Source organism: Chryseobacterium sp. MEBOG07 (assembly GCF_021869745.1).
GTDB lineage: Bacteria > Bacteroidota > Bacteroidia > Flavobacteriales > Weeksellaceae > Chryseobacterium > Chryseobacterium viscerum.
Genome location: NZ_CP084579.1, coordinates 3,594,870 through 3,621,867 on the forward strand (window position 1 = coordinate 3,594,870; position 26,998 = coordinate 3,621,867).

30 protein-coding genes and 1 riboswitch are annotated in these 26,998 nt (G+C 36.3%); of the genes, 14 read left to right on the forward strand and 16 right to left on the reverse strand.

All coding sequences use genetic code 11. The features are described from left to right. Window positions 1–52 precede the first annotated feature (52 nt). Both LF886_RS16540 and LF886_RS16545 read right to left on the reverse strand, forming a co-directional pair. Entirely contained in the window at window positions 53–1,012 is a 960-nt protein-coding gene (locus LF886_RS16540) for a D-2-hydroxyacid dehydrogenase (protein ID WP_236850673.1), read from the reverse strand. 86 nt (window positions 1,013–1,098) lie between these two features. Then, window positions 1,099–1,509 (reverse strand): phosphoheptose isomerase, encoded by a 411-nt coding sequence (locus LF886_RS16545; RefSeq protein WP_103235036.1) that lies wholly within the window; start codon window positions 1,507–1,509, stop codon window positions 1,099–1,101. 291 nt (window positions 1,510–1,800) lie between these two features. On the opposite strand from LF886_RS16545, the gene idi reads away from it, so the two are divergent. From idi to gcvT, 3 genes are read left to right on the forward strand one after another with little or no spacing between them, the layout of a single operon-like run. Continuing rightward, on the forward strand, window positions 1,801–2,310 hold the full coding sequence (gene idi / locus LF886_RS16550; RefSeq protein ID WP_236850674.1) for an isopentenyl-diphosphate Delta-isomerase: 510 nt from the start codon (window positions 1,801–1,803) through the stop codon (window positions 2,308–2,310). Further along, on the forward strand, window positions 2,310–2,783 hold the full coding sequence (locus LF886_RS16555; protein ID WP_236850676.1) for a hypothetical protein: 474 nt from the start codon (window positions 2,310–2,312) through the stop codon (window positions 2,781–2,783). Before idi ends, LF886_RS16555 begins: the two co-directional genes overlap by 1 nt. A 9-nt stretch (window positions 2,784–2,792) precedes the next feature. Continuing rightward, window positions 2,793–3,869 carry a glycine cleavage system aminomethyltransferase GcvT gene (gene gcvT, locus LF886_RS16560; RefSeq protein WP_236850678.1) on the forward strand — a complete coding sequence of 359 codons (1,077 nt, stop codon included), beginning with the start codon at window positions 2,793–2,795 and terminating at the stop codon, window positions 3,867–3,869. Between the two features lie 58 nt (window positions 3,870–3,927). Here gcvT and LF886_RS16565 read toward each other — a convergent pair whose 3' ends face one another. Together LF886_RS16565 and LF886_RS16570 are read right to left on the reverse strand one after the other, a co-directional pair. Continuing rightward, the gene (locus tag LF886_RS16565) at window positions 3,928–4,116 is read right to left on the reverse strand and encodes a hypothetical protein (RefSeq protein ID WP_124536274.1); all 189 of its coding nucleotides are present in this window, start codon (window positions 4,114–4,116) and stop codon (window positions 3,928–3,930) included. Window positions 4,117–4,278: 162 nt separating this feature from the next. Then, the gene (locus tag LF886_RS16570; RefSeq protein ID WP_236850680.1) at window positions 4,279–4,635 is read right to left on the reverse strand and encodes an arsenate reductase family protein; all 357 of its coding nucleotides are present in this window, start codon (window positions 4,633–4,635) and stop codon (window positions 4,279–4,281) included. A gap of 121 nt (window positions 4,636–4,756) precedes the next feature. Between LF886_RS16570 and LF886_RS16575 the strand changes: the two genes are divergently transcribed. The 4 genes from LF886_RS16575 (at window position 4,757) to LF886_RS16590 (ending at window position 8,925) form a co-directional block, all read left to right on the forward strand. After that, window positions 4,757–5,224: an acyl-CoA thioesterase gene (locus tag LF886_RS16575; RefSeq protein WP_124536278.1), complete on the forward strand. Its 468-nt coding sequence runs from the start codon at window positions 4,757–4,759 to the stop codon at window positions 5,222–5,224. A gap of 210 nt (window positions 5,225–5,434) precedes the next feature. Beyond that, window positions 5,435–5,502, forward strand: a riboswitch (Fluoride riboswitch). Window positions 5,503–5,533: 31 nt separating this feature from the next. Beyond that, window positions 5,534–6,841, forward strand: coding sequence for a voltage-gated chloride channel family protein (locus LF886_RS16580; RefSeq protein ID WP_236850681.1), 1,308 nt, complete (start codon window positions 5,534–5,536; stop codon window positions 6,839–6,841). Window positions 6,842–6,996: 155 nt separating this feature from the next. Beyond that, a complete protein-coding gene (locus tag LF886_RS16585) occupies window positions 6,997–7,872 on the forward strand; it encodes a LysR substrate-binding domain-containing protein (protein ID WP_236850683.1) in 876 nt (291 codons plus the stop codon). A gap of 117 nt (window positions 7,873–7,989) precedes the next feature. Continuing rightward, on the forward strand, window positions 7,990–8,925 hold the full coding sequence (locus tag LF886_RS16590) for a YeiH family protein (RefSeq protein ID WP_236850684.1): 936 nt from the start codon (window positions 7,990–7,992) through the stop codon (window positions 8,923–8,925). Between the two features lie 80 nt (window positions 8,926–9,005). Here LF886_RS16590 and LF886_RS16595 read toward each other — a convergent pair whose 3' ends face one another. The 8 genes from LF886_RS16595 to LF886_RS16630 all read right to left on the reverse strand — a co-directional run bounded on the left by LF886_RS16595 (window position 9,006) and on the right by LF886_RS16630 (window position 15,293). Continuing rightward, entirely contained in the window at window positions 9,006–9,194 is a 189-nt protein-coding gene (locus tag LF886_RS16595; protein ID WP_236850686.1) for a hypothetical protein, read from the reverse strand. A 169-nt stretch (window positions 9,195–9,363) separates the two neighbouring features. Then, complete coding sequence (locus LF886_RS16600; RefSeq protein ID WP_236850688.1) at window positions 9,364–10,605, reverse strand: MFS transporter; 1,242 nt, start codon at window positions 10,603–10,605, stop codon at window positions 9,364–9,366. A 72-nt stretch (window positions 10,606–10,677) separates the two neighbouring features. Beyond that, complete coding sequence (gene rny / locus LF886_RS16605) at window positions 10,678–12,246, reverse strand: ribonuclease Y (protein ID WP_236850694.1); 1,569 nt, start codon at window positions 12,244–12,246, stop codon at window positions 10,678–10,680. A 226-nt stretch (window positions 12,247–12,472) separates the two neighbouring features. Next, window positions 12,473–12,760, reverse strand: a complete 288-nt coding sequence (locus tag LF886_RS16610; RefSeq protein ID WP_103233999.1) for a cell division protein ZapA — start codon at window positions 12,758–12,760, stop codon at window positions 12,473–12,475. Further along, window positions 12,760–13,062 carry a hypothetical protein gene (locus LF886_RS16615; RefSeq protein ID WP_317207673.1) on the reverse strand — a complete coding sequence of 101 codons (303 nt, stop codon included), beginning with the start codon at window positions 13,060–13,062 and terminating at the stop codon, window positions 12,760–12,762. Before LF886_RS16615 ends, LF886_RS16610 begins: the two co-directional genes overlap by 1 nt. A 140-nt stretch (window positions 13,063–13,202) precedes the next feature. Further along, window positions 13,203–13,985, reverse strand: a complete 783-nt coding sequence (locus tag LF886_RS16620; RefSeq protein WP_236850698.1) for a porin family protein — start codon at window positions 13,983–13,985, stop codon at window positions 13,203–13,205. A 3-nt stretch (window positions 13,986–13,988) separates the two neighbouring features. Further along, on the reverse strand, window positions 13,989–14,651 hold the full coding sequence (gene ubiE / locus LF886_RS16625; RefSeq protein ID WP_236854327.1) for a bifunctional demethylmenaquinone methyltransferase/2-methoxy-6-polyprenyl-1,4-benzoquinol methylase UbiE: 663 nt from the start codon (window positions 14,649–14,651) through the stop codon (window positions 13,989–13,991). A 72-nt stretch (window positions 14,652–14,723) separates the two neighbouring features. After that, on the reverse strand, window positions 14,724–15,293 hold the full coding sequence (locus tag LF886_RS16630; protein WP_236850699.1) for a hypothetical protein: 570 nt from the start codon (window positions 15,291–15,293) through the stop codon (window positions 14,724–14,726). 101 nt (window positions 15,294–15,394) lie between these two features. Between LF886_RS16630 and LF886_RS16635 the strand changes: the two genes are divergently transcribed. Then, window positions 15,395–16,462 carry a 3-oxoacyl-ACP synthase III family protein gene (locus LF886_RS16635; protein ID WP_109738134.1) on the forward strand — a complete coding sequence of 356 codons (1,068 nt, stop codon included), beginning with the start codon at window positions 15,395–15,397 and terminating at the stop codon, window positions 16,460–16,462. Between the two features lie 69 nt (window positions 16,463–16,531). Beyond that, window positions 16,532–17,737: a metallophosphoesterase gene (locus LF886_RS16640; protein ID WP_236850700.1), complete on the forward strand. Its 1,206-nt coding sequence runs from the start codon at window positions 16,532–16,534 to the stop codon at window positions 17,735–17,737. Between the two features lie 211 nt (window positions 17,738–17,948). On the opposite strand, the gene LF886_RS16645 is transcribed toward LF886_RS16640, so the two are convergent. Both LF886_RS16645 and LF886_RS16650 read right to left on the reverse strand, forming a co-directional pair. Continuing rightward, a complete protein-coding gene (locus tag LF886_RS16645; protein WP_236850702.1) occupies window positions 17,949–18,632 on the reverse strand; it encodes a polysaccharide deacetylase in 684 nt (227 codons plus the stop codon). A gap of 84 nt (window positions 18,633–18,716) precedes the next feature. After that, window positions 18,717–19,682, reverse strand: coding sequence for an NAD-dependent epimerase/dehydratase family protein (locus LF886_RS16650; protein ID WP_236850703.1), 966 nt, complete (start codon window positions 19,680–19,682; stop codon window positions 18,717–18,719). Between the two features lie 214 nt (window positions 19,683–19,896). On the opposite strand from LF886_RS16650, the gene ggt reads away from it, so the two are divergent. The 5 genes from ggt to LF886_RS16675 all read left to right on the forward strand — a co-directional run bounded on the left by ggt (window position 19,897) and on the right by LF886_RS16675 (window position 25,155). Beyond that, window positions 19,897–21,585: a gamma-glutamyltransferase gene (gene ggt, locus LF886_RS16655; RefSeq protein WP_236850705.1), complete on the forward strand. Its 1,689-nt coding sequence runs from the start codon at window positions 19,897–19,899 to the stop codon at window positions 21,583–21,585. Window positions 21,586–21,767: 182 nt separating this feature from the next. After that, a complete protein-coding gene (locus LF886_RS16660) occupies window positions 21,768–23,048 on the forward strand; it encodes a dicarboxylate/amino acid:cation symporter (protein WP_236850707.1) in 1,281 nt (426 codons plus the stop codon). 166 nt (window positions 23,049–23,214) lie between these two features. Further along, entirely contained in the window at window positions 23,215–24,030 is an 816-nt protein-coding gene (locus LF886_RS16665; protein ID WP_236850708.1) for a helix-turn-helix transcriptional regulator, read from the forward strand. Between the two features lie 115 nt (window positions 24,031–24,145). Next, on the forward strand, window positions 24,146–24,679 hold the full coding sequence (locus tag LF886_RS16670; RefSeq protein WP_236850710.1) for a cytochrome b/b6 domain-containing protein: 534 nt from the start codon (window positions 24,146–24,148) through the stop codon (window positions 24,677–24,679). 11 nt (window positions 24,680–24,690) lie between these two features. Next, on the forward strand, window positions 24,691–25,155 hold the full coding sequence (locus tag LF886_RS16675) for a DUF1772 domain-containing protein (protein ID WP_236850712.1): 465 nt from the start codon (window positions 24,691–24,693) through the stop codon (window positions 25,153–25,155). A 38-nt stretch (window positions 25,156–25,193) separates the two neighbouring features. On the opposite strand, the gene LF886_RS16680 is transcribed toward LF886_RS16675, so the two are convergent. Together LF886_RS16680 and LF886_RS16685 are read right to left on the reverse strand one after the other, a co-directional pair. After that, a complete protein-coding gene (locus LF886_RS16680; RefSeq protein ID WP_410685045.1) occupies window positions 25,194–26,084 on the reverse strand; it encodes a diacylglycerol/lipid kinase family protein in 891 nt (296 codons plus the stop codon). 4 nt (window positions 26,085–26,088) lie between these two features. Next, on the reverse strand, window positions 26,089–26,913 hold the full coding sequence (locus LF886_RS16685; RefSeq protein WP_236850714.1) for an RsiV family protein: 825 nt from the start codon (window positions 26,911–26,913) through the stop codon (window positions 26,089–26,091). Window positions 26,914–26,998: the final 85 nt, after the last annotated feature.

Genomic DNA, 26,998 nt, shown 5'->3' on the forward strand with positions numbered 1-26,998 from the left:
AAACATAAAAAAGCACCTCCATGGAGGTGCTTTTGTTATATATCATTTCAAATTATTGAATCTGTAAGATACTTGAAATCTGCTCTGCAAGGGAAAGCCCGATTCTGTCCTGTGCCTCAAGAGTAGAAGCTCCGGTATGAGGGGTAAGAGAGATTTTAGCATGATTAAGGATTTCCTTAGAAGGGGTTGGCTCGTTAATGAAAACATCCAGTCCTGCAAATCTTACTTTACCGGAATCCAATGCATGGATCAAAGCTGTTTCATCAATAACACCTCCTCTTGAACAGTTGACAATAGCCACTCCGTCTTTCATCATGTCAAATTCATTCTGACCAATCATATATCCGTCTTTCTGTGCCGGAACATGCAGGGTAATAAAGTCTGAATGTTTCAAAACCTCTTGCAGGGGTTCAGTTTCTATATCAACATTAATGAACTGATTATTGTAAAACTTAACTTTGATGCTGGCTTTTCCAATATTATTATCAGCAGCAACCACTCTCATCCCAAGTCCTAAAGCAATTCTTGCTACTTCCTGTCCGATTCTTCCCATTCCGATGATACCGATGGTTTTTCCTCTCAATTCAATACCAGCAGCATATGCTTTTTTAAGACCTCCAAATTCAGTATTTCCTACCAAAGGCATTTTTCTGTTGGAGTCCTGAAGAAATCTCGCTCCGGAAAATAAATGGGCAAAAACAAGTTCAGCCACCGATTCTGAAGAAGCGGAAGGTGTATTGATCACGTGAATCCCCTTTTCTCTTGCGTAGTCTACATCAATATTATCCATACCTACTCCCCCTCTACCGATGATATCGATAGATGGGCAATTGTCTATAATATCTTTTCTTACCTGTGTAGCACTTCTCACCAGCAGGGTGCGGATTTTATGCTCATTAATATAATCTACCAAAAATTCCTGTGGAACTTTTGTAGTGATAACCTCAAAGCCTTTTTCTGTCAATGCATCAATTCCAGATTGATCCAGGCCGTCGTTTGCTAAAACTTTCATAAAATATCAAGTATATTAAAAAATGAAAGATTTAAAAATTAAAGGAACAGGTTCACATCTAATCTTTAAATCTTTGAATTATATTTTTATTCGCCGTCTTCTTTGAATACTTCAATGGTGACTTGTTTTTCTACCAAATCCGTAAATCTTCCTTTATATCTTGTAGCTCTTACCAAGTGATTGTCTATCCAGTGATAATTTCCTCCTCTCGGTTTTCCGCAAAGCACACTGTGGTATTTGAAACCGTGCTTATCCAGCCAGTCTATGGTGATTTGTTTTAGATTTTCGGTTCTTGAAGTAAAAAAGCAGATCTGATGTCCTTCGTCATACCATTTGTTGACCGTTTCCAGTGCATCAGGATAGGGTTCGCAGGTAACCATTCTTTCCGGTTCTTCGTTGGGAACGTCATCAGTAATGGTTCCGTCGATATCTATTAAGTAATTTTTTGTTCCATCCTTTAGAATAGGACTAATGTGTTCAATGTATTCTAATTCCATCACTAAATATTAAGTAACAAAGTTAGCGCTTTTACAACTATCAGGCATATTAATCTTACTTTATGTTAAAATTTTACTACAAAAACTATTATTTAAAGAATAATATCAATATTTTATTAATCATTTCATAGCAAATAGTTAAAATTTTTCGTTTTATATTTTCTTTTTAGTGAATAATTGAATTTACCTATAAACCTTCTTTATTCCTTCCTCTTGATATCACTATTACAAAAAGTATGATGTTTATCTAAAAATTTCCAAAATACATTTATTACTCTTACATTTGTAGGAATGGAAGAATTTGTTGTTTTAGTAAATCCTGAAGATGAAGTTATGGGGCTGATGGAAAAGCAGCAGGCTCACATCAACGGCCTGTTACATCGCGCTTTTTCTGTATTTCTTTTCAATAATAAAGGAGAAATGCTTCTTCAGAAAAGAGCTTCAGGAAAGTACCATTCTCCTAACCAATGGACTAATGCCGTGTGCTCACACCCAAGAGCAGGAGAAACTTATGAGGAAGGAGCTGTTCGCAGACTGAAAGAAGAACTGGGAATAGAGGCCGAACTTTCAGAAAAATTCAATTTTATATACAAAGCAGATGTTGGTGGTGGTCTTTGGGAACACGAGCTGGATCATGTATTTGTGGGAAATCATGAAGCTGATTTCAATTTAAATAAAGAAGAAGTGGAAGAGGTAAGATTCATTTCCATAGAAGATCTGGATAAAGAAATTTCTGAGCATCCTGAAAACTTTACAGAATGGTTCAAAATCATTCTGGAAGAATATAAACACCATTTTTAATGATGAAAAAAATATTGTTTTTTTCTGCTCTTTTGACAGGAAGTTTATTTTTTGGCCAAAAGGGAAAAGTATATGAAAATCCCAACTACTCCATTAATGTTCCCGACGGCTGGAAATCTACTAATGATAGTGAGATCATCAACATTTTTCCTACCAGCCAGATAGGCGCTATTACCATTTCGGAATATCATGATTTACCACTTCCAAAAGAAGAAGTAAAAAAATTCATCCTGGCACTTTATCAATCAGAAGATCAGGAGAATAAAGTAAAAGATAAAAAGAGCCAAAAAGGATATACAGAATATCTATATGAGCACTTTGATGAAAAAGAAAAGCTGTTCTGGATAACCAAAGCTTTTCAAAAAGACAAAAACTTATATTTAGTTTCCATCAATTGTGGCCAGAAATTCTGGAACGGAAACTATATGACCTTATTCAATGAGACTTTTAACAGTTTTAAAATAAAGAAATAAAAATTAAATATGAAGAAAACAGCCTTGTACGACAAACATGTTTCTTTGGGAGCTAAGATCGTACCTTTCGCAGGTTTTGAAATGCCTGTTCAATATTCAGGAGTTACAGAAGAGCATTTTGCAGTAAGAGAAAAAGCAGGATTATTTGATGTTTCCCACATGGGACAGTTTTTCATCGAAGGGCCGGGTTCAAAAGACCTTTTACAATTTGTAACGACCAATAACGTTGACGCGCTTGAAAACGGAAAAGCTCAGTATTCTTGTCTTCCGAACGAAAACGGAGGAATTGTAGATGACCTTATCGTTTACAAAATGGATGATGACAAATATTTCGTGGTGGTAAACGCTTCCAATATTGACAAAGACTGGAATCATATTTCAAAATATAATACTTTCGGGGCTAAAATGACCAATGCTTCTGATGAAATGTCTCTATTGGCAGTTCAGGGGCCTAAAGCTACTGAAATCCTTCAAAAGCTTACGGAAGTAAATCTTTCAGAAATTCCTTACTACCATTTTACAGTAGGAACTGTTGCCGGAGAAAATGATATCATCATTTCGAACACAGGATACACAGGAAGCGGTGGTTTTGAGATCTATTTTAACAATGGAAGTGCTGAGAAACTTTGGGATGCTGTAATGGAAGCAGGTAAAGAAGAAGGAATTATTCCTTGTGGATTGGCTTCCAGAGATACTTTAAGATTAGAAAAAGGGTTCTGTCTTTACGGAAATGACATCGATGATACGACTTCTCCTATTGAAGCTGGTTTAGGATGGATCACCAAGTTTGATAAGGATTTCGTTTCTAAAGATGTTTTCGCAAAACAAAAAGAAGAAGGAATTACCAGAAAATTAGTTGGTTTTGAACTTACAGACAAAGGAGTTCCAAGACATGATTATCCTGTGGTAGATGCAGAAGGAAACGTAATCGGAAAAGTAACTTCAGGAACACAATCTCCTATGAAGAAAGTAGGTTTAGGTCTTGCGTATGTAGACAAACCTTATTTCAAATTAGGATCTGAAATCTTCATTCAGGTAAGAAATAAGAACATTCCTGCAAAAGTAGTGAAAGCTCCTTTTGTATAATTGGAAAAAAATATTAGAAAGAGAAGAGGCTGTGATTTGTTCACAGCCTCTTTTTTGTTTAAAGACAGATACAGCATATTTTTCTATCAGGAGAGCAAACATCACCTACTCCGGGTGTATTGGAAATCACTCCGCCTGCACCCCCACATAATCTATTACAGTTAACTGGAAGAATATTACCTCCACCATTAATTTTTTTTAAAGCTGATCTGTTAAGATTCTTTGTTTTTAAAAAGTTTGTTTTCATATTATAAATTTTGGTGATTATAAATATAAGTATTTTTGACATAAAAACACCTTAAAAAGTAAACACCATATTGAAAATCAAATATTTAAATCAAAAAAAAAACTATGCTCAGCAATTGAACATAGCAGAATATACTATTGACTGTATTTTTCAGTCGTTAATCTATGGGTTTACTCTAAAAAATGTTTGAAGAGCTTCCACATTTGTCTTATCATTTCCTACAAAAATCTCCTGATCTGTGATGAAAACTGGACGCTTCAAAAATGTATAATGATCCAACAGTAATTCTTTAAAATCTTTTTCTGTTAAAGATTTCACATCCAAACCTCTCAATTTGATCTGCGTAGACTTTCTGCTGAATAATGCCTCGTATGATTTTGTTTTCTTATACATCTCGGCCAATTCTTCTTTAGTGATTGGCGCTTTTTTGACTTCACGAAGCTCCCAGTCTGTAAGGTCAAATTGGGCTAAAATTTTTCTGCAGGTATCACATGTGTTGAGATAAAATACTTTCTTCATTTCTATTTCTAAATCTTTTGTTTGTTAAAATTCTCTTTCATTGAAAGTTTCGTCTTTCAAAAGTAGGATTTAATCTAAAACTTTGGAAATTATTAAATAACTTTATTAAAATTTTATAAAGATGCAGAACAAGCCTATTACGTTTCAGTTTATTTCAGAGCCTTCAGATGTTAATTACGGAGGAAATGTACATGGAGGAAGCGTTATGAAATGGATTGATCAGGCGGGTTATGCATGTGCAACGACCTGGAGCGGTAATTATTCTGTCACAGTTTATGTAGGCGGAATCCGTTTTTATGACCCAATCAAAATCGGGGAAGTGGTAAAAGTAGATGCCCAGGTAATCTATACCGGAACTTCAAGTATGCATATTGCGATCAATGTTTTTTCAAGAAACCTGAAACAGCCCACTTTTGAGAAAAAAACCCATTGTATCATCGTTTTTGTTGCCGTGGATGAAAATGGTAAAAAACTTCCTGTACCCAAATGGATCCCAACAACCGAAGAGGAAAAGCAGCAGGAAATATATGCTAAACGCCTGATGGAGCTGAGAACCCAGATTGAGGATGAAATGAAGCCGTTTTTGTAGGGGATGCGAGGTTCGGGATTTTGAGTTTGAGAGTGTGAGTATTTGAGGGTTTGAGAGTTTAAATTTCAAGGTTCAGAGTTTAATGTTGTGGGTATAGAACTTGCAACTCGAAACTAGTAACCCAAAACCCGAAACAAAAAAACTAGCAACAAAGAATAACCAGCAGCAAAAAAAAATTTTTAAAAACAAATTCTTCTTTTTATATTTGCAGTATCAAAAGGAAATGGTGTTCTTCCTTACCCAACCGCTTTACAAAAGCTGATGACGCCTGATTAATAGATTATTAACCAATAACTAATCAGGAATAGTATGTCAAAAAAACAATGGACACTTGGTAAAAAAGCAATTTTTCACACTTATTTTTTCTTCAGAAAATTTCCAGCGCTGCCCTATATTTTAAAATGGCTGTGTATCAGCATTATTATAGGTACTTTGGTAGGAACCGCTTCTGCAGGGTTTCTTCAATCATTGGAATGGGCAACGAATTTCAGGGAAAATCATATAGGGTTGATTGCATTACTTCCTGTTGGCGGATTTCTGATAGGACTCCTTTATCATTACTTCGGAAAAGAGGTTGAAGCCGGAAATAATCTGTTGATTGATACCATTCATGAGCCCAAAGGAATCATTCCTTTTAAAATGGCTCCTTTTGTTTATCTCGGGACTATTGTCACTCATTTTTTCGGAGGTTCTGCGGGCCGTGAAGGAACAGCGCTTCAAATGGCAGGAGCTATCGCAGATCAGCTTACAATGCCTTTTAAACTGGACAGAAATGAAAGAAAAATATTAATCATTGCTGCTATTGCTGCTGGATTTGGTTCTATTTTTGGGACTCCTCTGGCCGGAGCGGTTTTTGGTCTTGAAGTTTTTCTGATCGGAAGAATACGGTATAATGCCATCTTTCCTGCTTTTGCCTCTGCTATTCTGGCAGACTGGGCTACTAATCTCTGGAATGTAAAACACACCCATTATCATATTGATTTTATCCCAAAACTTGAGTTTTTACCAATTCTCTACAGTATTCTGGCAGGAATTGCTTTCGGAATCTGTGCTGCGGCTTTCAGTAAAATCATTCATTGGATGGGATCCGTTTTCAAATCCAAAATTAAATATCCTCCACTTCGTCCTGTAGCAGGCGGAATTATTATTGCACTGGCTGTTTTTGCGATGGGCACCACCCGATACATCGGATTAGGAGTTCCTGTGATCGTAGAATCTTTTGAAAAACAGCTTCCATTGTATGATTTTGCTTTAAAAATGATCTTTACCATTGTTACCCTTTCCGCCGGATTCAAAGGTGGAGAAGTCACGCCTTTGTTCTTTATCGGAGCTACTTTAGGCAGTGCTTTATCTCTTTTTATTCCGTTGCCATTCGGATTATTGGCAGGAATGGGATTTGTAGCAGTATTTGCCGGAGCGACCAATACACCCTTGGCTTGTATGCTGATGGGAATTGAATTATTCGGGGCAGAATGTGGAGTGTATGTGGCTATTGCCTGTGTTGTTTCTTATCTTCTTTCGGGTCACAACAGTATTTATACGAAACAGAAAATCGGGGAAGCAAAGAACAGAAGGTATGAAAATCAGCAGGATCAATCAGTTTCAGATTTTTTATAGGCTTATTGTTGGTTATTTTTGTTACTAGTTGCTCACAACTTTAAACCTGGAACTCCGTATCCCGAAACCCGAACCTCGCTACACTAAACCCCTCCCACTCTCAAACTCTCTTACCCACGTTCTCCATTTCCAACTATAATTCGTAATTTTACCCCATGTTCGATTACAGACTAAAAGTTTTCCATACGGTAGCATCCCGATTAAGTTTCACTAAAGCTTCAGAAGAGCTTCACATTTCACAACCCGCTGTTACTAAACATATTAAAGAAATTGAAATTCAAGTGGGTGCCAAGTTATTTGATCGTAAAGGAACTTCTATCCAGCTGACTCAAAGCGGAAAGATTCTGTATGAACATGCTGAAAAGATAAGAAATGTCTACCGCGACATGGAATTTGAAATCAGCCAAATCAATCAGCAGCATAAAGGAAAACTGATTATCGGGGCAAGTACAACTGTTGCACAGTATATTTTACCTGAAATTTTAGCAAAATTCAATACTTATTATAAAGATATTAAGATTGAGCTTCTTACCGGAAACACGGAAGCAATTTCTACACTTTTAAAAGAAGAAAAAATTGATCTGGGTATTATTGAAGGAGAATCTCAGTCTTCTTATTTTGAATATAAGACTTTTAAGCCTGATGAAATTGTTCTGACCGCAAAATCAGATCACCCTCTTGCCCATAAAACCTTACAGGTAAAAGATCTCTATCAGCTTGATCTGATCTTCAGGGAACAGGGATCCGGGACTCTTGAGTTCATACAAAACCGGCTGAAGGAGAAAGAAATCAATATCAATGAATTAAATACTGTCATCCAGCTGGGAAGCAGTGAAAGTATCAAAAACTACCTTCTCCACTCCGAATGTATGGCATTCCTTTCTATCAGTACAATTCTGAACGAACTGAAAAACAACATCCTGACTGTTATTGATATTAAAAACTTCAGTATTGAAAGAGATTTCCACTTTATTCTTCCTAAGGGTGAGCAGTCTGAACTGATCAAGCTTTTCCTGAGGTTTGCAGAGTAATTGATTATCTAAAACATATTTCATATTATAACTTTTAGTTATCCAATATAACAAAATACGATTTACTTTGTAATAGTATTTTCCGGAATTTTGATGCAGATTTTAAAAGTTAGCATTATGAAAAATTTCATTCAAAATGAAATGACACGGAAAGTATTTTTTATTGTATTGGCTGTTCTGTGCCTTACCCCGCTTGTCTCTTCACCCATTGCTTTAGGTTTAGGTTTTGCCCTGGCTGTTTTTATAGGAAATCCTTTTGAGAAACATCTTCATCATTATATTCATTTACTGCTGCAGATTTCAATTGTAGGGCTGGGATTCGGACTGAAGCTCGATGAAGCACTTCACGCCGGAAAAACAGGATTGATGCTGACTGTTGTAAGTATTGTTACAGTAATGGTTTTGGGCTATTTTCTTGGAAAAATATTTAAACTGGAAAGACCTTTATCATATCTCCTTTCTGCAGGGACAGCTATTTGTGGAGGAAGCGCCATTGCAGCAGTATCTCCTATTATCAAACCAAGCACGAAACAGATTTCACTTGCACTGGCTATCGTTTTCACCTTAAATTCTATTGCCTTGTTTGTATATCCTGCCATAGGGCACGTGCTGAATCTTTCCCAGGAACAGTTTGGTCTTTGGTGTGCAGTAGGTATTCACGATACAAGTTCTGTGGTAGGGGCTGCCAGTAAATATGGAGATGAAGCTTTGAAAATAGCAACCACCGTAAAACTGGCGCGTGCCTTGTGGATTATCCCAATTTCATTGATCACTATGTTTATTTTTAAAAGTAAAGACTCAAAAATAAAGATTCCCTGGTTCATCGGTTATTTTATTGTAGCTATTCTTTTGAATACGTATTTCCCGTTTCTTGACCGTTTTAGTACTTCAATAACTGTTGTAGCAAAATCCGGATTGAATCTGACCTTATTTTTCATTGGTTCTACTCTTTCTCTTCAAACGCTGAAATCAATCGGATTAAAGCCTTTACTTACCGCTGTGATCCTTTGGGTCACGATAAGTGTTGGCAGTCTTCTTTATATTATCCATTAAAAAGAGCAGAACCCTCTTGAAATCAAGAGGGTTCTGCATATTAAATGTGGAAATGTTTATTTCGTATTGAAATAATTTTTTTATACTGCAGACTGGTTACAAGTATAAACCTGTAGACAACCTATATATTGAGAGCAATATTCAGGTCCTGTTACAGATCCTGAGCAGCTGCATCCGCAAAGAGATAAATCTGGCTTACCGCTTATTCCTCCAATAATATTTTTCAAGTCTTGTTTTCCTAGCTTTTTAGCATTTTTGATTGCGTTCATGTGGTTTAGTTTTAATTAGATAAATTAGTTTTAGTTGCCTTCCAAAGTTAAACAAATATTAATTACGTGCAACAAAAATCAGTATAAAATTTAATAATTTATTGATTTTAACTGAATTATTATATTTAAAATAAGGAATACCCTATTCTTATTTTTTAAACAATTTAAATTATTCTGTAAACTCAAGGTCTTTATCGTGAGTTTCTGAGATCGTAAGCGAAGAATAAAATGCGAGTCCAAAAACTACGACTCCTACTATGGCAGCGCTTTCTACAACCGGAAAATGACCTTTAAGCGAATCAAAAGCCAAAATCATGACAGGTACAAGCCCTCTTACCATATTGGGAACGGTTGTCGTTGCTGTATTTCTGATATTGGTTCCGAACTGTTCTGCTGCCAGCGTCACAAACATAGCCCAATATCCTGTTCCAAACCCAAGCCATACGCAGAATAAATAATATTTTGTTTCTGTATTGGTATTACCGAATAACATAATTGCCACCCCGATAATCGTAAAGATCAGCATGTAAAAAATGGCCATTTTACGGGATTTTAAAGCGTGAGAAATAAAACCACTCAATAGATCACCAACAGAAATCCCTATATAGGCCCACATAATTGCTTTTCCGGGGTTGATATCCTTGATTCCCAATTCAGGGGCAAATTGATTGGCTAAAACAGCCAGAATCCCTATACAATACCAAGTAGGTAATCCTACAGCAATACATTTTAAATATCTTACCAATCTGTCTTTATTGGTAAAAAAGGATAGGAAATTCCCTTTTGAGACATTTTTATGAACGAGATTTTTATAAATTCCGGATTCGGATACACTTATTCTCAGGATTAATAACAGGATTCCCATTATTCCCCCAATGATATAGGAGATATTCCATCCTCCGGCCAGTTCTACCGTAAGCTGGGCCACCACCGCTCCCATTAGTCCAAAACCGGCTACCACTGAGGTTCCGATTGCTCTTAGATTCTTCGGCAGGCTTTCAGAAACCAACGTAATTCCTGCTCCAAGCTCTCCGGCCAGTCCTATTCCTGCAATAAACCTTAAACCCGCATATTGATATACGAGATGCTCTTTTGGAAAGTAAGGAAGGAAGCCACAGGCTATATTGGCTAAGGAATAAACGAGGATTGAGCCAAAAAGAACAGAAAGCCTTCCCTTTTTATCACCAAGGCTTCCCCAAAAAATTCCTCCGATAAGAAGCCCTATCATCTGGCAGTTTAGAATAAAGGTTCCGTCTGCATCGGGATTAAGTCCCAATGCTTTTAAACTCGGTATTCTAACGATTCCAAATAAAAGGAGGTCATAGATATCCACAAAATAGCCTAAGGCAGAAATAATAACGGGAATAGAGAAAATGTACTTCAGTTTTGAAGACAAGGACAGTTCTTGCATTTTTAAGTTTTGATAAAAATAAAAAACCTTTCAATTTCTTGAAAGGTTTTTATCAAATATCTTTTTTGATTATTATCTGGCAATATTCACAGCTCTCGTTTCTCTGATTACTGTTACTTTTACTTGTCCCGGATAAGTCAGTTCATTCTGAATTTTCTCAGAGATATCGTAAGAAAGCTGAGAAGCGACTTCGTCATTTACTTTTCCGCTCTCTACCATTACTCTTAGTTCTCTACCTGCCTGGATTGCATAAGCGCTGGATACTCCCTCGAAGCTTAATGCTGCAGATTCAAGGTCTTTCAATCTCTGAATATAAGACTCCAGTACCTGTCTTCTTGCTCCTGGTCTTGCTCCTGAGATCGCATCGGCTACCTGAATGATCGGAGATAATAACGATTTCATTTCAATCTCATCGTGGTGAGCTCCAATAGCATTTACCACTTCAGGGTTTTCACCGTATTTCTCAGCCCATTGCATCCCTAATAGAGCGTGTGGTAATTCTGATTCCTGCTCAGGAACTTTGCCGATATCGTGTAGCAGACCTGCTCTTTTTGCTAATTTTACGTTTAATCCTAATTCAGCAGCCATTGTTGCAGCGATGTTCGCCACTTCTCTTGAGTGCTGTAGTAAGTTTTGTCCGTATGAAGAACGGTATTTCATTCTCCCTACGATTTTGATCAACTCAGGGTGTAATCCGTGGATTCCTAAATCAATAATCGTTCTCTTCCCTACTTCAATGATTTCCTCTTCGATCTGTTTTTTTGTTTTTTCAACTACTTCTTCGATTCTTGCCGGGTGAATTCTACCATCGGTAACCAATCTGTGAAGGGATAGTCTTGCGATTTCTCTTCTTACCGGATCAAAGCATGAAAGAAGGATCGCTTCCGGAGTATCATCAACGATAATTTCTACTCCTGTTATAGCTTCTAAAGCACGGATATTTCTACCTTCTCTACCGATAATTCTACCTTTTACTTCATCAGACTCGATATTGAATACTGATACTGAATTTTCGATCGCCTGCTCAGTTCCGATTCTTTGGATCGTCTGGATAACGATTTTTCTCGCTTCGTTTTTAGCATTCATCTGAGCTTCTTCCATGATGCTCTGAACGTGTGCCTGAGCTCTTGTTTTAGCTTCAGCTTTCATGGTTTCTACCAATTCTGCTTTTGCTTCATCAGCGGTATAATTAGATATTTTTTCAAGTATTTCTACTTTCTTAGTGGTAGCTACATCTAATTCCTGCTGTTTTCTTTCCAGAATTTCGTTTTTCTTAGCGTAATCTCCAATCTGCTTATCTAAATCTTTTTCAAGTTTTCCAGTCTTGCTAAGCTCGTCATTCAGCTTATGTTCCTTGTCTTTGGTTCTTTTTTCAACCTCCTGCATTTTCTTTTCACGGGATTGAATATCTGCGTCATGCTGAGATTTCAGTTCCAGGAATTTTTCTTTTGCCTGAAGGTTCTTTTCTTTCTTTATGGATTCGGCTTGTACGTTAGCTTTTTCTATAAGGTTTTCGGCATTTTTTGTTGCATCATCTATGATAAATTTTGCCTTAGTATTCAGTGAGCTTTTAGAGAAAAACATCCCTATTATCGCCCCAATAACTAAGCAGATAACGCCGGCTATAATGGCTGTTGTCATAATATATATTGAGTTTTAATTGTCTTCATATCCAAATAAAAAAGCCTACAATAATCCAGGGATTGAGAGTAAACTCCTAATCAACACGATTTGAACTGATTTCCACTGTCTGTAATCCGGAATCCGGCACGCCATTCGATGGACATTTGTTCGGTAATTGTTTAGCGTTGAGTTTACCTTTAATGTGTTAGAATTATTGTAGGCAGTAATTTCTCAGGAAAAAAATCTATTTCCCGACTTCATTCAACGATTGATTAATCTGTACTAATCTTTCGTTGGTAGAATTAATATTTTTTTCGTAGTTAAGAGAAACTACTTCTGCATTGGTTCCCAGTTTCAGGGCACACATTGCCAAAGCATCTTGTTTATCTCTTACATCGAAGTTTTGTTCAAAATCTTTAATCATATTCTCGATCTGCTTCCCTACTTTACGCAAAGTTTCTTCCTCTGCTGCCGGTACGTTCAGCGGATACACTCTTCCTGCAATGTTGACGGTTATTCTCCTTATCTCCATTATAATCCACTGTTTTGAAGCTGAGCAATACAGAAATCAATTTCTTTTACCAATCGGTTGATATGGTTTTTCATTAATCTATTGTGTTCAGGATTTCCTGATATTGCTGAATAAAGTTTTATATTTTTTTGTTCTTCTGCTAATACCTGATTTCTTCTCCTTTCTTCATCATACTTCTTCTTCAACTCTTCATGCTCACTATTTAATTCTTTTAAATTTTCAGTAAGATTTTTATAGTTCTTTTGTAGAGTCAAAATCTTTCTCTCTAATTCTGAAAAATTGGTTTCTAAATCTTGAAGCATTTCAGGTTTGTATATTCTAACTAGAAGCAAAAATAAAAAAATAATAACACTAACAAAAATAAAACGCTCTATATTTTGATATACCAACAAAAAAGGAGGTGCTAATGCCCCTCCTGTGTATTTTCAATGAAATATTTTTTTTATTCAAATTTCAGAACAAACATTACTGCTCTTGTCTGTAATGTAGAAATTGCAGATGTCCAATAAGGAGGCGTAGTCGCATTATCCGCCACTTTCTCATTGTTCATGAAGAATGTTCCTCTTACGGCAGGAGTCAGTTTAAACTTGTTGAAATAAAACTGGATTCCCATTTCTGCAGACCATGCAAAGTTGTGCGTTGTAGATCTGTAGATCCCCTGCATATTGTCATCTGTAGAAGTTGCATTAGACTGAAGGTTCACTACATAGTTCACCCCTGCTGCAACGTAAGGCCTTGAATTGTACCATCTTTGCCCATGAAGTTCCAAAAGTACCGGAATATCAATCAAAGTAGATTTAATTTCTCTTACTCTATCCTTTTCCTGTAAAGGGAATGGCATAAAACCAGGATTCGTCAAAGATCCACCTGCATAGATGTCATTGGATTGAGTATTAAAAGTCAACTGTCTTTGTGCAAACTGTAACCCTGGTTCTATCCTTACATCAAGATAATCGTTCAGTCTCCATTTTGCAATAAGCCCGGCACCGAAACTATAACTTTCCTTGGATGTGACAAGGTTTTCATTATCATTCATCCCATATTTCGGATGCAAAACAATGCGGTAATCCAGTCTGTTCCCGTTCAAATAAAACCCCCAACTGAATTTCTGCTCGTCGAAATCTTCCAACTTATCCATTCTGTTTCGGGTTCTGAATTGCGCGTTTGCAAAGACGGCAACATTTACTGAGGTTAAAACCAGTGCTTTTAATAGAAATTTATTCATAGGTTACTTTGTTGCTTTATAAATTGTGGCTATACCTAAACTTAATTTTTTATATTCAACTTTCTTAAATCCCGTATCTAAAAGAATTTGCTTCATCTTCTCCCCGAAAGGAAAAGCATTTACAGAATCCGGAAGGTATGTATACGCCCTACTATCCTTAGAAACCAACTTGCCAATGGCAGGTAATATATTTTTAAAATAAAACATATAAAATGGCCCCATGAAACCCTCAACCTTTGAAAACTCCAGTATATAAACACTTTTGTTATCTTTAACTACTCTTCTTAACTCTGCTAAACCTTTGGGAAGGTTTTCAAAATTCCTTACTCCAAATGCAACGGAAACAGCATCAAACCTATTGTCCTCGAAAGGCAGATTCTCAGCATCTCCTTTTTGCATGGAAATTTTGCCGTCTAATTTAAGTTTTTTTATTTTAATAACGCCAACATTCAGCATTTGTTGTGATAAATCTAAACCAACTACCTTGGAACCGGTTCCTTTTTCAATGGTAATTGCCAGATCTCCCGTTCCTGTAGCCACATCCAGCACTTCCTGCGGATTATCATTTTTCATCCATCTTACCAGTTTATTTCTCCACAAAACGTCAATTTTCATGGATAAAACATGGTTCAGAAGGTCGTACTTCGGTGCAATGTTGTCGAACATATCCTCTACCTGGCTCTTTTTCGTAGCCTCTGAATTGTAGGGAGTAACTTTGGTGATATCTTTTGTCAAAACTTAAAACTTGTAATATTCTTTGTAATAATTTAGGTAATCCTGCTTCCTGAAGATCTTAGATCTTGATTCCACTTTCTGGATATTCTTGATCACTTTATCATAGTCTTCATCTACATTGTAATAAAAACCTTCTGTATAAAGCTTGTTGAAGCGTTTTGCTCCTCCGTAATAATCTTTTCCGTCAATGACTGTTTTGTCAAGCTTCGCCAATAACGAATCTTTTTTAAGATTATATCCGTAATACTGGTCGTTTACGTAGTAATCCTGATGGGTAATATTGATCAGACCACGAAGTTTATTCACTTCAAATGCCGAATCGTACAGCATTTTCTTATTCTGATCAAAAACCTGAATAGAGTTTTTACCTTTATTCAAATCCACATGCACATACTGCCCCGCTGAAATCACGCCCTCAGATCCGTTATTGATCTTAAAGTAATACGTATTCGGGGTAGGATTATCTACCACATAATAATTCTTCTTGGCTAAAAAAAGGAAGTAGATCCCAAAGGCAACGGTAAACGCCACAGCTGCAATAAGTAAGCCTTTTAAGGATGAGTTGTTTTTCATAGATTGTAAAGTACAATTTTTGCAAATTTAATAATATTTTTAATTCTCTGTTATTAATATTAATTATTAACTTTGCATCTTTAAAAAAATCATATAAACGAATGCCGAATACGATCATTATTGGCTCTGGATCTTATATCCCGAACAGAGTTATTGGTAGAGATTACTTTATGAATTCCGAGTTCTATACTGAAGACGGAGTAAAGATTGAAAAGCCTGTAGAAGAAACCATTGCGAAATTTGTAGAGATTACAGAAATCGAAAACAGGAGGTTCATTGAGGATGATCTTTCCAACTCACAAATCGGTTATGAAGCTGCAAAAATTGCCCTTGAAGATGCAAAAGTAGACGGTGAAGATTTAGATTACATTATCTACGCAAGTAATTTCGGAGAAGTTACTGAAAACGGATACGCGGACTTCATGCCAACAATGGCAGCAAGAGTGAAGAATAAACTGGGGATCAAAAATAGAAAATGCGTAACGTATGATATGGTTTTCGGATGTCCTGGATGGGTAGAAGCTATGATTTTATCTGATAATTTAATTAAAGCTAAGGTTGCCAAAACCATTCTTGTCATCGGCGCTGAAACTTTAAGCAGAGTAACAGATCCATATGACAGAAACAGAATGATCTTTGCTGATGGTGCCGGAGCAGTAGTGGTAAAAGCAACAGACGAAGAGAATGTAGGAATTATTGCCCACAACACGATCTGTGATAACGGACCGGAATTAAATTACCTTGAAAACCAGCCTTCCATCAATAAAGAAGCAGATCAGAAGCGCCTTTATGTAAGAATGTTAGGAAGAAAGATTTACGAATACGCTCTTAAAAATGTACCGGATGCTATCAAAGATACCATTACAGATGCAGGTCTTTCTATTGAAGATATAGACAAAATCTTAATTCACCAGGCTAACGCCAAAATGGATTACGCGATGATTGAAAGACTTCACAGGCTTTATGATGTGAAAGAATACGATCACGCCATCTCTCCAATGACCATTCAGGACCTTGGAAATACATCTGTAGCAACAATTCCTACCATGTATGATTTAATAATTAAAGGAAAAATGGCAGGTCAATCGTTTAAAGAAAAAGGTAACGTTGTTATGACTTCGGTAGGCGCCGGAATGAACATCAATGCTATCGTTTACAGATTTCCTTAATAATATTTAATAAACAAAAAATATAAAAAGCACAGGGAAGTTTTTCTTTGTGCTTTTTTTGACCAGAACATGCAAAAGAATTTTTTAATCATCGCGGGAATCTTCCTGTTTTTGGAAGTGTATATTTATCAGGCTATCAGAACGCTCACTGACAATTCCTGGATCAAAATCGGATATTGGGTAATTTCGTTAGCCGTATATGGAATTTTCGCCTATGAAGTCACTCATTACCAAAGGTCAGACCGAAGTATGGTAAGGGCTCAGATCATGATTTCATTATTTTTAATTTTTATCCTTCCAAAAGTTTTCGTGGTTCTGTTTTTATTAATTGATGATATTATCCGAATCGGAGGTTATCTGATAGGTTTTGCCCAACCATCGGAAAATTTCTTCCCGGAAAGGAGGAAGTTTCTGAGTATTGTAGGTTTGGGAATGGGAGGCGTTCTTTCCGCTCTTTTCATAGACGGAATTACTTTTGGTAAATATCGCCACACTGTAAGAAGAGTAAGAGTTAATTTCGCCAACCTTCCGAAAAGTTTCAAAGGATACAAAATCATTCAGATTTCTGATGTTCACAGCGGAAGTTTCTCTGATCCAAGCAAATTACAGCACGCTATTGATCTGATCAACGAACAGAAACCTGACCTGGTATTATTCACTGGAGATATGGTGAATAATGTGGCGGATGAGTTCAAACCTTTTATCCCTTTATTTTCAAAAATTCAGGCTAAAGATGGTAAACTTGCCGTACTGGGAAACCACGATTATGGAGATTACGTAACCTGGGGATCCCCTGATGCTAAAAAGAAAAATCTTGACACCCTGATCGACTATGAAAAGCAGGCTGGTTTTGATATGTTAAGAAACGAGCACAGGGTAATTGAAAAAAACAGCGAGAAGCTCTACATTTTGGGCGTTGAAAACTGGGGCTTAAAACCTTTTCCGCAGTTCGGTAAAATTGACGATGCTTTAAAAGGCGTTCCTGAATCTGCTACTAAGATCTTAATGAGCCATGACCCTACCCACTTTGATTATGTAGTAAAAAAGCACCCTTCAAACATCCATCTGACCCTTTCCGGACACACGCATGGGATGCAGTTTGGATTGGATCTTAAAAATGTAAAATGGTCACCGGTACAATACCGTTACCCAAAATGGGCAGATTTATATGAAAGTGAAGGAAAACTATTGTATGTAAACAGAGGGTTTGGTGTATTAGGATACCCGGGAAGAGTGGGTGTATTACCGGAAATCACACTTTTTGAACTCAGCTAGTGGATTTGAGTTTGAGGCTTTGAGCGTGGAGAACAGAGTTCAAGGTTCAAGGTTTAAGATTGTACATTAAAAAGTCAAAATTGGGTTGTAACGGGAAGCAGCCCTTACCTAGTCCCTACCACCTGCAACCTAGCACCTGCAACCTAAAAAATATAATCTTTCATACGGGAAGTAGCCATTTCCCTGTCATTGAGAAAAGTAAGGAGGGCATCTAATTTGTCCTCCATTTTTTGCCCGAAAATAAGCTTCGGTAAAAAGGAATATCAAAACGATATCTCTTAAAATCTGTAAACTGCCAAGTGTTTAGATAGATCAAAACAAATTCTTCATTCTGCAAAGTTTCCAAAACCATATTCTGATAATACTTCATCGGCAGGATCTGAAATACAAAATCATTATAGGGCAGCTGGCTGTAAGGAGAGATGCTTTCCGGAACAATACTCAATCCATCTTCTTCTGTAATTTCGGTATCTCTTTTGAGCCTTTTGAAAGGAAAAAGAATATTCGCATTATCGATATTGGAGACATAATTAAATTCCATCAGTTTCAAATTTTCCTGCGGAACTTTTACATCTTTCTGACGAATTCCCCTAATCTGTTTTTCCAAAAGTTCCTGAGTATTCTTCTTGGCATTTTCAATTTCTTCAGGATTGGAGTCTTTATTATAAAAAGCAATTTCATGCCCTTTGGATGAAATTGCTTTTATTAAATTCTGAAGTTTTTCAGTAAGGGAAACCTCAACAAAAAAACTTGATTTGATATCATGAATATCTAAAATTCTAAGAATTGCTTTGGTATTATCTTCTATAATTTTCAGTCTCTCTTCATCGGTAATTTGGGAGCCGTTTTTCACTTCGGCTTCAATACATGTGATGTTAAAAGTCAATAATACCATTTAAATTAAAGTTTATATAAATTATATAAAATGTTAAAAATCAATTGTTAAAAGAATATTCAGTTAAAGTATTACTTTATATAATTAATCCTTACCCAATTTTACTTTCAAATTCTTGATCATGTCCTTTGTCATTTCAGAAATTCCGAAATCATACGTCAACCCCCAGTCTTTTTTAGCGACTGAATCATCAATAGAAGCTGGCCATGAATCTGCAATTGCCTGTCTGAAATCTGGCTTATAATCGATTGCAAAATCAGGGATTTCTTTCTTGATTTCTTCTGACAATTCTTTTGGAGTAAAAGACATTCCACCCAAATTATAAGACGAACGAACCGTTACACTTTCTTTTGGAGCATCCATCAATTTAAGAGTTGCATTGATGGCATCATCCATATACAACATCGGCATTCCTGTATCCTCAGAAATGAAACTTGTATATTTCCCCTCTTCTATTGCCTTGTAAAAAATCTCAACAGCATAGTCAGTAGTTCCACCCCCTGCAGGAGTTTTCCATGAGATCAATCCAGGATATCTGATACTTCTTACATCCACTCCATATTTATCGAAATAGTATTCACACCACTTCTCCCCTGCCATTTTCGAGATTCCGTAAACAGTTGTTGGATTCAACACTACATCCTGCCCTACGTCATGTTTTGGAATTCCTTTTCCAAATACTGCAATAGAACTCGGCCAGAAGATCTTTTTAAGAAGTCCTTCTTTCGCCATTTCACAAAAATGAAGCAGTGGTTCAAGATTCAGTTTCCAAGCGAAAATAGGCTGCTTTTCCGAAGTTCCGGATAAAAGCGAAGCTAAGTGATACACTGTAGTAATTTCGTAATCATGGATCACCTGTCTTACCAGCTGTGTGTTGGTAACGTCCATTCTTTCATAGTGTCCGGCAGAAGTAATTCCTTCCTGCCACCTGTCCAATCCTGAAGCGACAACGTTCTCCGCTCCGTGGATTTCAACAAGTCTGTTCGTAAGTTCCGTGCCAATTTGTCCCAAGGCACCTGTAATCAGTATTCTTTCCGTATAGGATTCCATTTTTCAGATTTTTTTAGAATTGTACAAAAGTAAAAAAAAACATGTCAACCATAATAAAAAAGGGATATTTAAAAACAACGCATCAATAAATGGTGCAAATACGTTCAGTTCAAACTGATAAAATCTCATTAACAATAGAAAAAATCAAATACAATGATCATAAGCCCTGATTAATATAAAATTCAATAATTTTGCTTTCAAGAAAAACAATCATATGAGGAAGATTTTAATTGCTTCGATCCTGTTGGTAAGCCAGCTAAGCTGGGCTCAGTATACAGATATCAATATTATCAAGGAAGTACAGGTAAAAAACAAAGGTGTTGTAGTATCTGCGCATCCCTTAGCGAGTGAGGCAGGAGCTAAAATCTTAAAAATGGGTGGAAATGCCTATGACGCTGTTACAGCGACCCAATACGCCCTTGCTGTTGTTTATCCTCAGGCAGGAAATATCGGTGGCGGTGGATTTTTGGTAGGCGTAAAAAATAATGGAGAAAAATTCACATTGGATTACAGAGAAACCGCTCCAAAAAAGGCTTTCCGAGATATGTACCTTGACAAAAAAGGGAAAGCAGATACTGATCTTTCTCAAAACGGAAGGTTGGCTGTAGGAATTCCGGGAAGTGTGGCAGGATTTTTTGCTACGCTGAAGTACTGTAAACTGCCTATGGAAAAAATTATTCAGCCTGCAATTGATCTGGCGGAAAAAGGATTTACCATTACAGACAAGGAAGCCGAAATGCTGAATAATCAGAGAGAAAAATTTCAGAGACATAATAAGTCTTCCATTATTTTTGTGAAAGATGCTCCGTGGAAAGCTGGAGATCTGCTGGTTCAAAAAGAATTAGCCGAAACATTGAAACTCATTCAAAAATTAGGAGCAAAAGGTTTTTATGAAGGGAAAACGGCAGAGCTTCTGGTGGCGGAAATGAAAAGAGGAAACGGAATTATAACGCTGGAAGATCTTAAAAACTATAAAGTTGCAGAGAGAAAAGCGCTTGAATTCGATTACAAAGGCAACAATGTTGTAACGATGCCTTTACCTTCAAGCGGTGGAGTCCTTCTTGCTCAAATGCTGAGAATGGCAAGTTTTGAAAACCTTGAAAAATATCAGCAAAACTCTACAAAAGCCGTTCAGATTATGGCCGAGGCAGAACGAAGAGCTTTCGCAGACAGAGCAGAGTATATGGGAGATCCAGATTTTATCCAGGATAAAACTTCCTATCTGATTTCTGATGAATATTTGAAAAACAGATGGAAAAGCTTCAGCTTTGATAAAGCAACTCCAAGTGCAGAGGTCGGTAAGATCATAGCACAGTCTAAAGAATCTATGCAGACCACTCATATCTCCGTACTGGATAAGGATGGAAATGCCGCTTCTGTAACAACAACTCTTAACGGATATTACGGAAGTAAAGTACTGGTTTCAGGAGCTGGTTTCTTTTTAAATAATGAAATGGACGATTTTTCCATCAAACCGGGCGTACCCAATATGTTTGGAGCAGTAGGAGGAGAAGCCAATTCTGTTCAACCGAATAAAAGAATGCTTTCTTCCATGACTCCTACTATTCTTCTTAAGAATGGAAAACCTTATATGGTAGTGGGGACTCCCGGGGGAACTACAATTCCTACTTCGGTGTACCAATCTATTGTCAATGTTGTGGATTTTAAACTGAATGCCAATCTTTCAGTCAATGCACCCAAATTCCATCATCAGTGGCTCCCAGAAACCATTACGGTAGAAAATAACTTCCCTGAAAGTACTATTTCTGAACTGAAGAGTAAGAATTACATCATTGAAAAGATTAAATATATTGGAAAAACAGAAATGATTGTCCTTGACGAGAATGAAAATATTCATGCAGTAGCAGACGGCCGTGGAGATGATTCTGTAGCAGTAGAATAATCATACGATCTTTCAAAATTAAATACAGCTCCGGCTTCATTCAAAGGGTAAAAACCTTATAGAATGAAGCCGGAGTTTTTTGCATATAAAGCCGTTGCAAGAGATTCTTTTCAATGACATTTGTCATGTTTTTAGATAAATTTTCTTAATTTTCGCCCTTAAAAAAACAAAACGACTGTTCTTTGAAAGCAAAAAAAATATACAATCAGCTTTATTTCCAGGTTATTATAGCCATAATTGCCGGTATTCTTCTTGGAAATTTCTATCCTGAATTAGGAGAAAAGATGAAACCTCTGGGGGATGGATTCATCAAATTGGTAAAAATGATTATCGCTCCTGTTATCTTTATAACCCTCACCCTGGGAATCGCCCATATGACCGATCTGAAAAAAGTAGGAAGAATTGCTATAAAAGCAATGATCTATTTTTTCACATTTTCAACTCTTGCTCTTATCATTGGTTTATTGGTAGGGAATATATTACAGCCTGGTCATGGTTTGAATATTGATCCTGCTACCCTTTCGGGTGATGTTTCACAATATCAGGCAAAAGCCCATGAGTCAACACTTACAGGGTTTATTATGAATATTATTCCGGAGACTTTATTCAGTCCTTTGGTGGGTGAAAATATCCTTCAGGTTCTTTTGGTTGCAATTTTAATGGGTGTTGCATTGGTTTTAACCAAAGAAAAAAGTCAAAAAGTAACCGATTTTTTACAAGATCTCTCAACTCCGGTATTTAAAATTGTTCATATGCTCATGAAACTTGCACCCATCGGTGCTTTTGGAGCAATGGCATTTACGATTGGAAAATATGGACTGCATTCTGTACTGAACCTTATATTTCTGGTTGCTACATTCTATATTACTTCTATTCTTTTTGTAGTTCTGGTGTTGGGAGCTGTAGCGTGGTATAACGGTTTTAATATTTTCAAGCTTATTTTTTACCTTAAAGAAGAACTTCTTCTTGTTCTGGGTACCAGCTCTTCAGAATCTGCTTTACCGGGAATCATGGAAAAACTTGAAAAAGCAGGCTGTTCGAGGGCAATCGTAGGTCTTGTAGTCCCTACAGGGTATTCTTTCAATCTTGACGGAACAAATATTTACATGACCCTGGCCTCTCTTTTTATCGCACAAGCATTAAACATTCATCTTCCTATTGAGAAACAGCTGATGTTACTTTTAGTAGCTATGTTAAGTTCAAAAGGAGCCGCAGGCGTTACCGGTGCAGGATTTGTTACGTTAGCAGCAACACTGGCAGTAGTTCCTGAAATTCCGATTGCAGGGATGACTCTGATCCTTGGGATAGATAAGTTTATGAGTGAGTGCAGAGCCCTGACCAATGTAATTGGTAACTCTGTTGCTACAGTGGTCGTTGCCAACTGGGAGAAACAGCTTGATAAGGGGCAGCTTCAATACTGCCTGGATCATCCGGTTGAGATTGAAAAAAAGCTGGAAGTTTGATCTTCACTGAAAGAATCATCCCAAAAATGTTTTTCCTAAAATATCTAGTTTAAAAGTAGTGTAGATCATCTATAGTATTTACAATATAGTTAAATTTGTAACGTTATTCATTGAACCATATTGATTAAGTCCAATAAGACAACTAACAATAAATCATAAATAGAGCATGGACAGCCATAATAATTTCACGCTCAGGAAGCCCGAAAACCCATTCCTCTCCACAATTGTTGAATATTATTTCTACATCGATATTCCGGTATCTCAACTCACTGAAGAAGCTGAATTTATGATACCCTTTCCCCGGATAACAGTTGGCTATTTTTTTGATCATCCTTTTATGGTCGTTAATAACACATTAAATAAATCCCAATTAATAAACACCGCCATATCAAGAATCTCCACCCAAAAAATAAACGTAAAACCGACTACTGACAGAATAAAAATTTTAGGTGCCCACGTAAGACCTTTTGGATTGGCTTATTTTACTAAAAAACCTATAAACAAATTACCTTGGTTAATCAACACCCAAGAACTCTTTGGTAATGTCGCTAAAGATTTTATGCAAAAAATACATTTCTTGTCCGATACGGAAGAGATGTTCAATGCGATAGAAAATGTCTTTTTAGATAATATTCTTATTCGTGATTTATCACTTATCACCAAGGCCATTGATTTGATCGAATCGAACTTCGGGCATATTGAAATAAAAGAACTTTCAAAACAATTAAACGTTACAGACCGTACTTTACGAAATCACTTCTATGAATATGTGGGATGCTCACCAAAAGAATATTTTCGAGTGGTCAAATTGAAACAAATTGCCTTTCAAATGAAGTACTCTGAAAATTCGTTAACACAAATTGCCCATGATAACAATTATTTTGACCAGGCACACTTTAATCATGAACTTAAAGATATAACAGGTCAATCTCCTAAAATTCTCCGTAAAGAAATCCCCAATTTCCGATTTTTACAATTTTAGCTTTTATACTATTTATACTTTCGTCATACAAGCAAAATATAACTTTTAATATCGGCCATAGAGCCACTATGAGATAAGAAAGTTATCAGGAAATTATAGACGAAAAAGTATAAAGATGAAAAAAATTATTAAAAACAACCTTTCTGAAAAGTACAGCAAGGGAACTATTATCATACACTGGATAAGCTTAGTTCTAATTATTTTATTGTTACCCACAGGATTCCTCATGCAGGAAATGAAAGCAGAAATGAGACTCAATTTGTTGAGGGTACATACTCTTTTCGGTATTTTGATTTTTGTACTTACCTTAATTCGAATTTTATTTTTCTTTCGTAATCAAAGGCCATCAAAGTTAGAAACGGGAAACTCTCTTCATAATAAATTGGTGATATGGATAGAAAGTTCTTTTTATTACCTACTCATCTTCTTGTGTTTATCAGGTATAATAACTCTTATAACAAGCAATCTTACAGAGGCTATACAAAATTCGGAAGCTTCCCTTTTACCAAAAAAACTGGATACTCCTCCACTTATTACCCACAGAGCATTAGCGATATTATTAATCGTTTTATTGATCGTACACATTGGAGGGGTTGTTACGCACTACTTGAAAAATAAAGAAAATACATTAAAGAGAATTTTACCTTAAAATTTAATCCTATGAAAAAATACACATCCTTACCATTACTTTCTTTGATCACACATTCACTTTTTGTAGGAGGATGCACGGTGATATTATTTGTGTTGGTTCCTTTTTGGCAAAAAATAGCTGCTGAAGATTTTTTAACTTGGTTTTCATTCAACTCTAAATCGGTGGGATTAACCATGTTGCCTCTTGAAGCTGTACCATTAATAATTTCAATATCAACGTATATCATTGCCTACAAGCAAAGGCTTACAACCCGAAATATCTGGCTCGCTAACCTGATTTGTAATGTAATTATTTTAATCATGTTCTTTGCCTATTTCATGCCCGCTAATGCAGCTATGGCGTCTAAAAATATACCAATAGAACATGTTGCCGGAGAATTAAAAAGATGGGAAATAATACATAGCCTAAGAACATTCTTAGCAATCCTGGCAATTTTATTTTGTGGACTTGCGATGAGGAAAGAGCAAAAATAAAAAAGCTTAATTAAAAAATCTTTACGGAGGATTACAAACTATATCAGAATATTCAAACTGGCGGGTTGTACTTTAACGTGGATAGGTGATTTGATCTTATTGAACTCACCGTCAAGATGCCAGTTTTTGGTATTGACTTTAAATGATATTTCAGAAACCGGAAGATAAGTAACATATTCATCGTCTTTCAGTCTTTTAGTAAACATCCTGAAAGCAAACAGTGCAGAATAGGTCAGCGGGAATTTTTTCACCAACACCATATCAACCAGTCCGTCACTTTTACTTGCTTTGGGAGCAATGTAAGCATTATTACCAAACTGACGGGTATTGGCAATGTTCAGCATTAGGTAACGGCCATTATACTGCTGATATTCTTCATCAGAAAACTTCACCTTGATCGGCCTATAATTGAAGAAGGTCTTCAGGGAAACTTTGATATAGTTTTTGAACCCACGACTCGTTTTTTCAAATTCCTTGACCACTTTACCATCGAAGCCTGTCCCTGAAACATTGATAGAAAGCTTGTCATTTACAGTAAACGTATCAATCTTTCTGGAGTTTTTTGTTTTTATTTTTTCTAAAAGTTCATCAAGGTTTTTGCTGAAACGGGTTTCATTGGAAAATCCGTTTCCTGAACCTGCCGGAAAAATAGCCAGAATTTTTTCTGTATTAATAAGGTTTCTTGCTATGGTAGAGATTGTTCCATCCCCTCCGATTGCTACAAAAATATCCACCTCTTCGAAATGGGCCTGAATAAACTCATCTGTTCCCAGAATAGATTCTGATACATAATACAAGGGATTGTTAACCTTTGTTTTAAGTTCGTTCAAAAACGGCTTATAGTTCTTTTTGGCCGAAAAAGGGTTGATAATAAAAGCTACTTTTTCCATTACCGCAAAATTAAAAAATGCTTCCTGAACTGGAAGCATTAATTTACTTAATTTTCATTCTTTCTTTAAATTCTGCATTTATTGTGCCTTTAAGGTCTTCCCAAGACACAGGAATCGTGATATCACCTGCTGCAAAAGCGGCAATTTCGTAAGGACTGTAATGAAAATACAGATTTTTGTTATCAAAATAAAAATTATCAGAAGCCGGAATTTTCTCAACAAGAAGCATTTCTGAGTTTTTCACGCCTCCTTCGCCATCCATTGTTCCGCTGTTAATTTTGTCAATATTTTTCATCAGAATAGCTTCAATCTTATTTTTAGGCATTGAAGTAATATCTTTTAATTCTAGTTTTTTGCTGTTTTTAAGATCAAAAACTCTTTCTGAAAAACCGTAATTATCATGAGCTCCTCCTTCATATCCGCTTCCTACATACTGAATATGCATATAGCCGTTTGTATTGGAAATCAAATTCATGTGTGAACTTGAGTACCAATCCTGCGCATAAGTAACATCTGAAACCCACTCTTTATTATCGTTTTTTATAGAACTGAAATAATCATTCTTTGCTTTATCAAGATAGGTCTGAAGTCCGGTTTTGGAAAAGTCTTTGATTTTATCATTCTGAAAATAGATACTGTCTAGTAGTTTCTTATCTTTTAAAGCAGGGAAAACCAACAGTTTTGAGGTGAAAGAAACTTTTAAAGAGTCTGTAATCATTGTAGAATCATTTACTTTCACAGAGTCTATCACCAATTCTTCGGATGTTTTATTTTCTGTTTTTTCTGCTGGTCCTGCTGTTTCATTTTTTTTACAGGCGGCCACCGCTAAGAAAGAAGATAATGCTATAACAGCAATAGTGTTTTTCATAATTGTAATTTTTTGGGGTAACAAATACAAAAACCATTCAAAAGATGAATGGTTTTTGAAAAACTTTATTTTTTTATATTAAGTT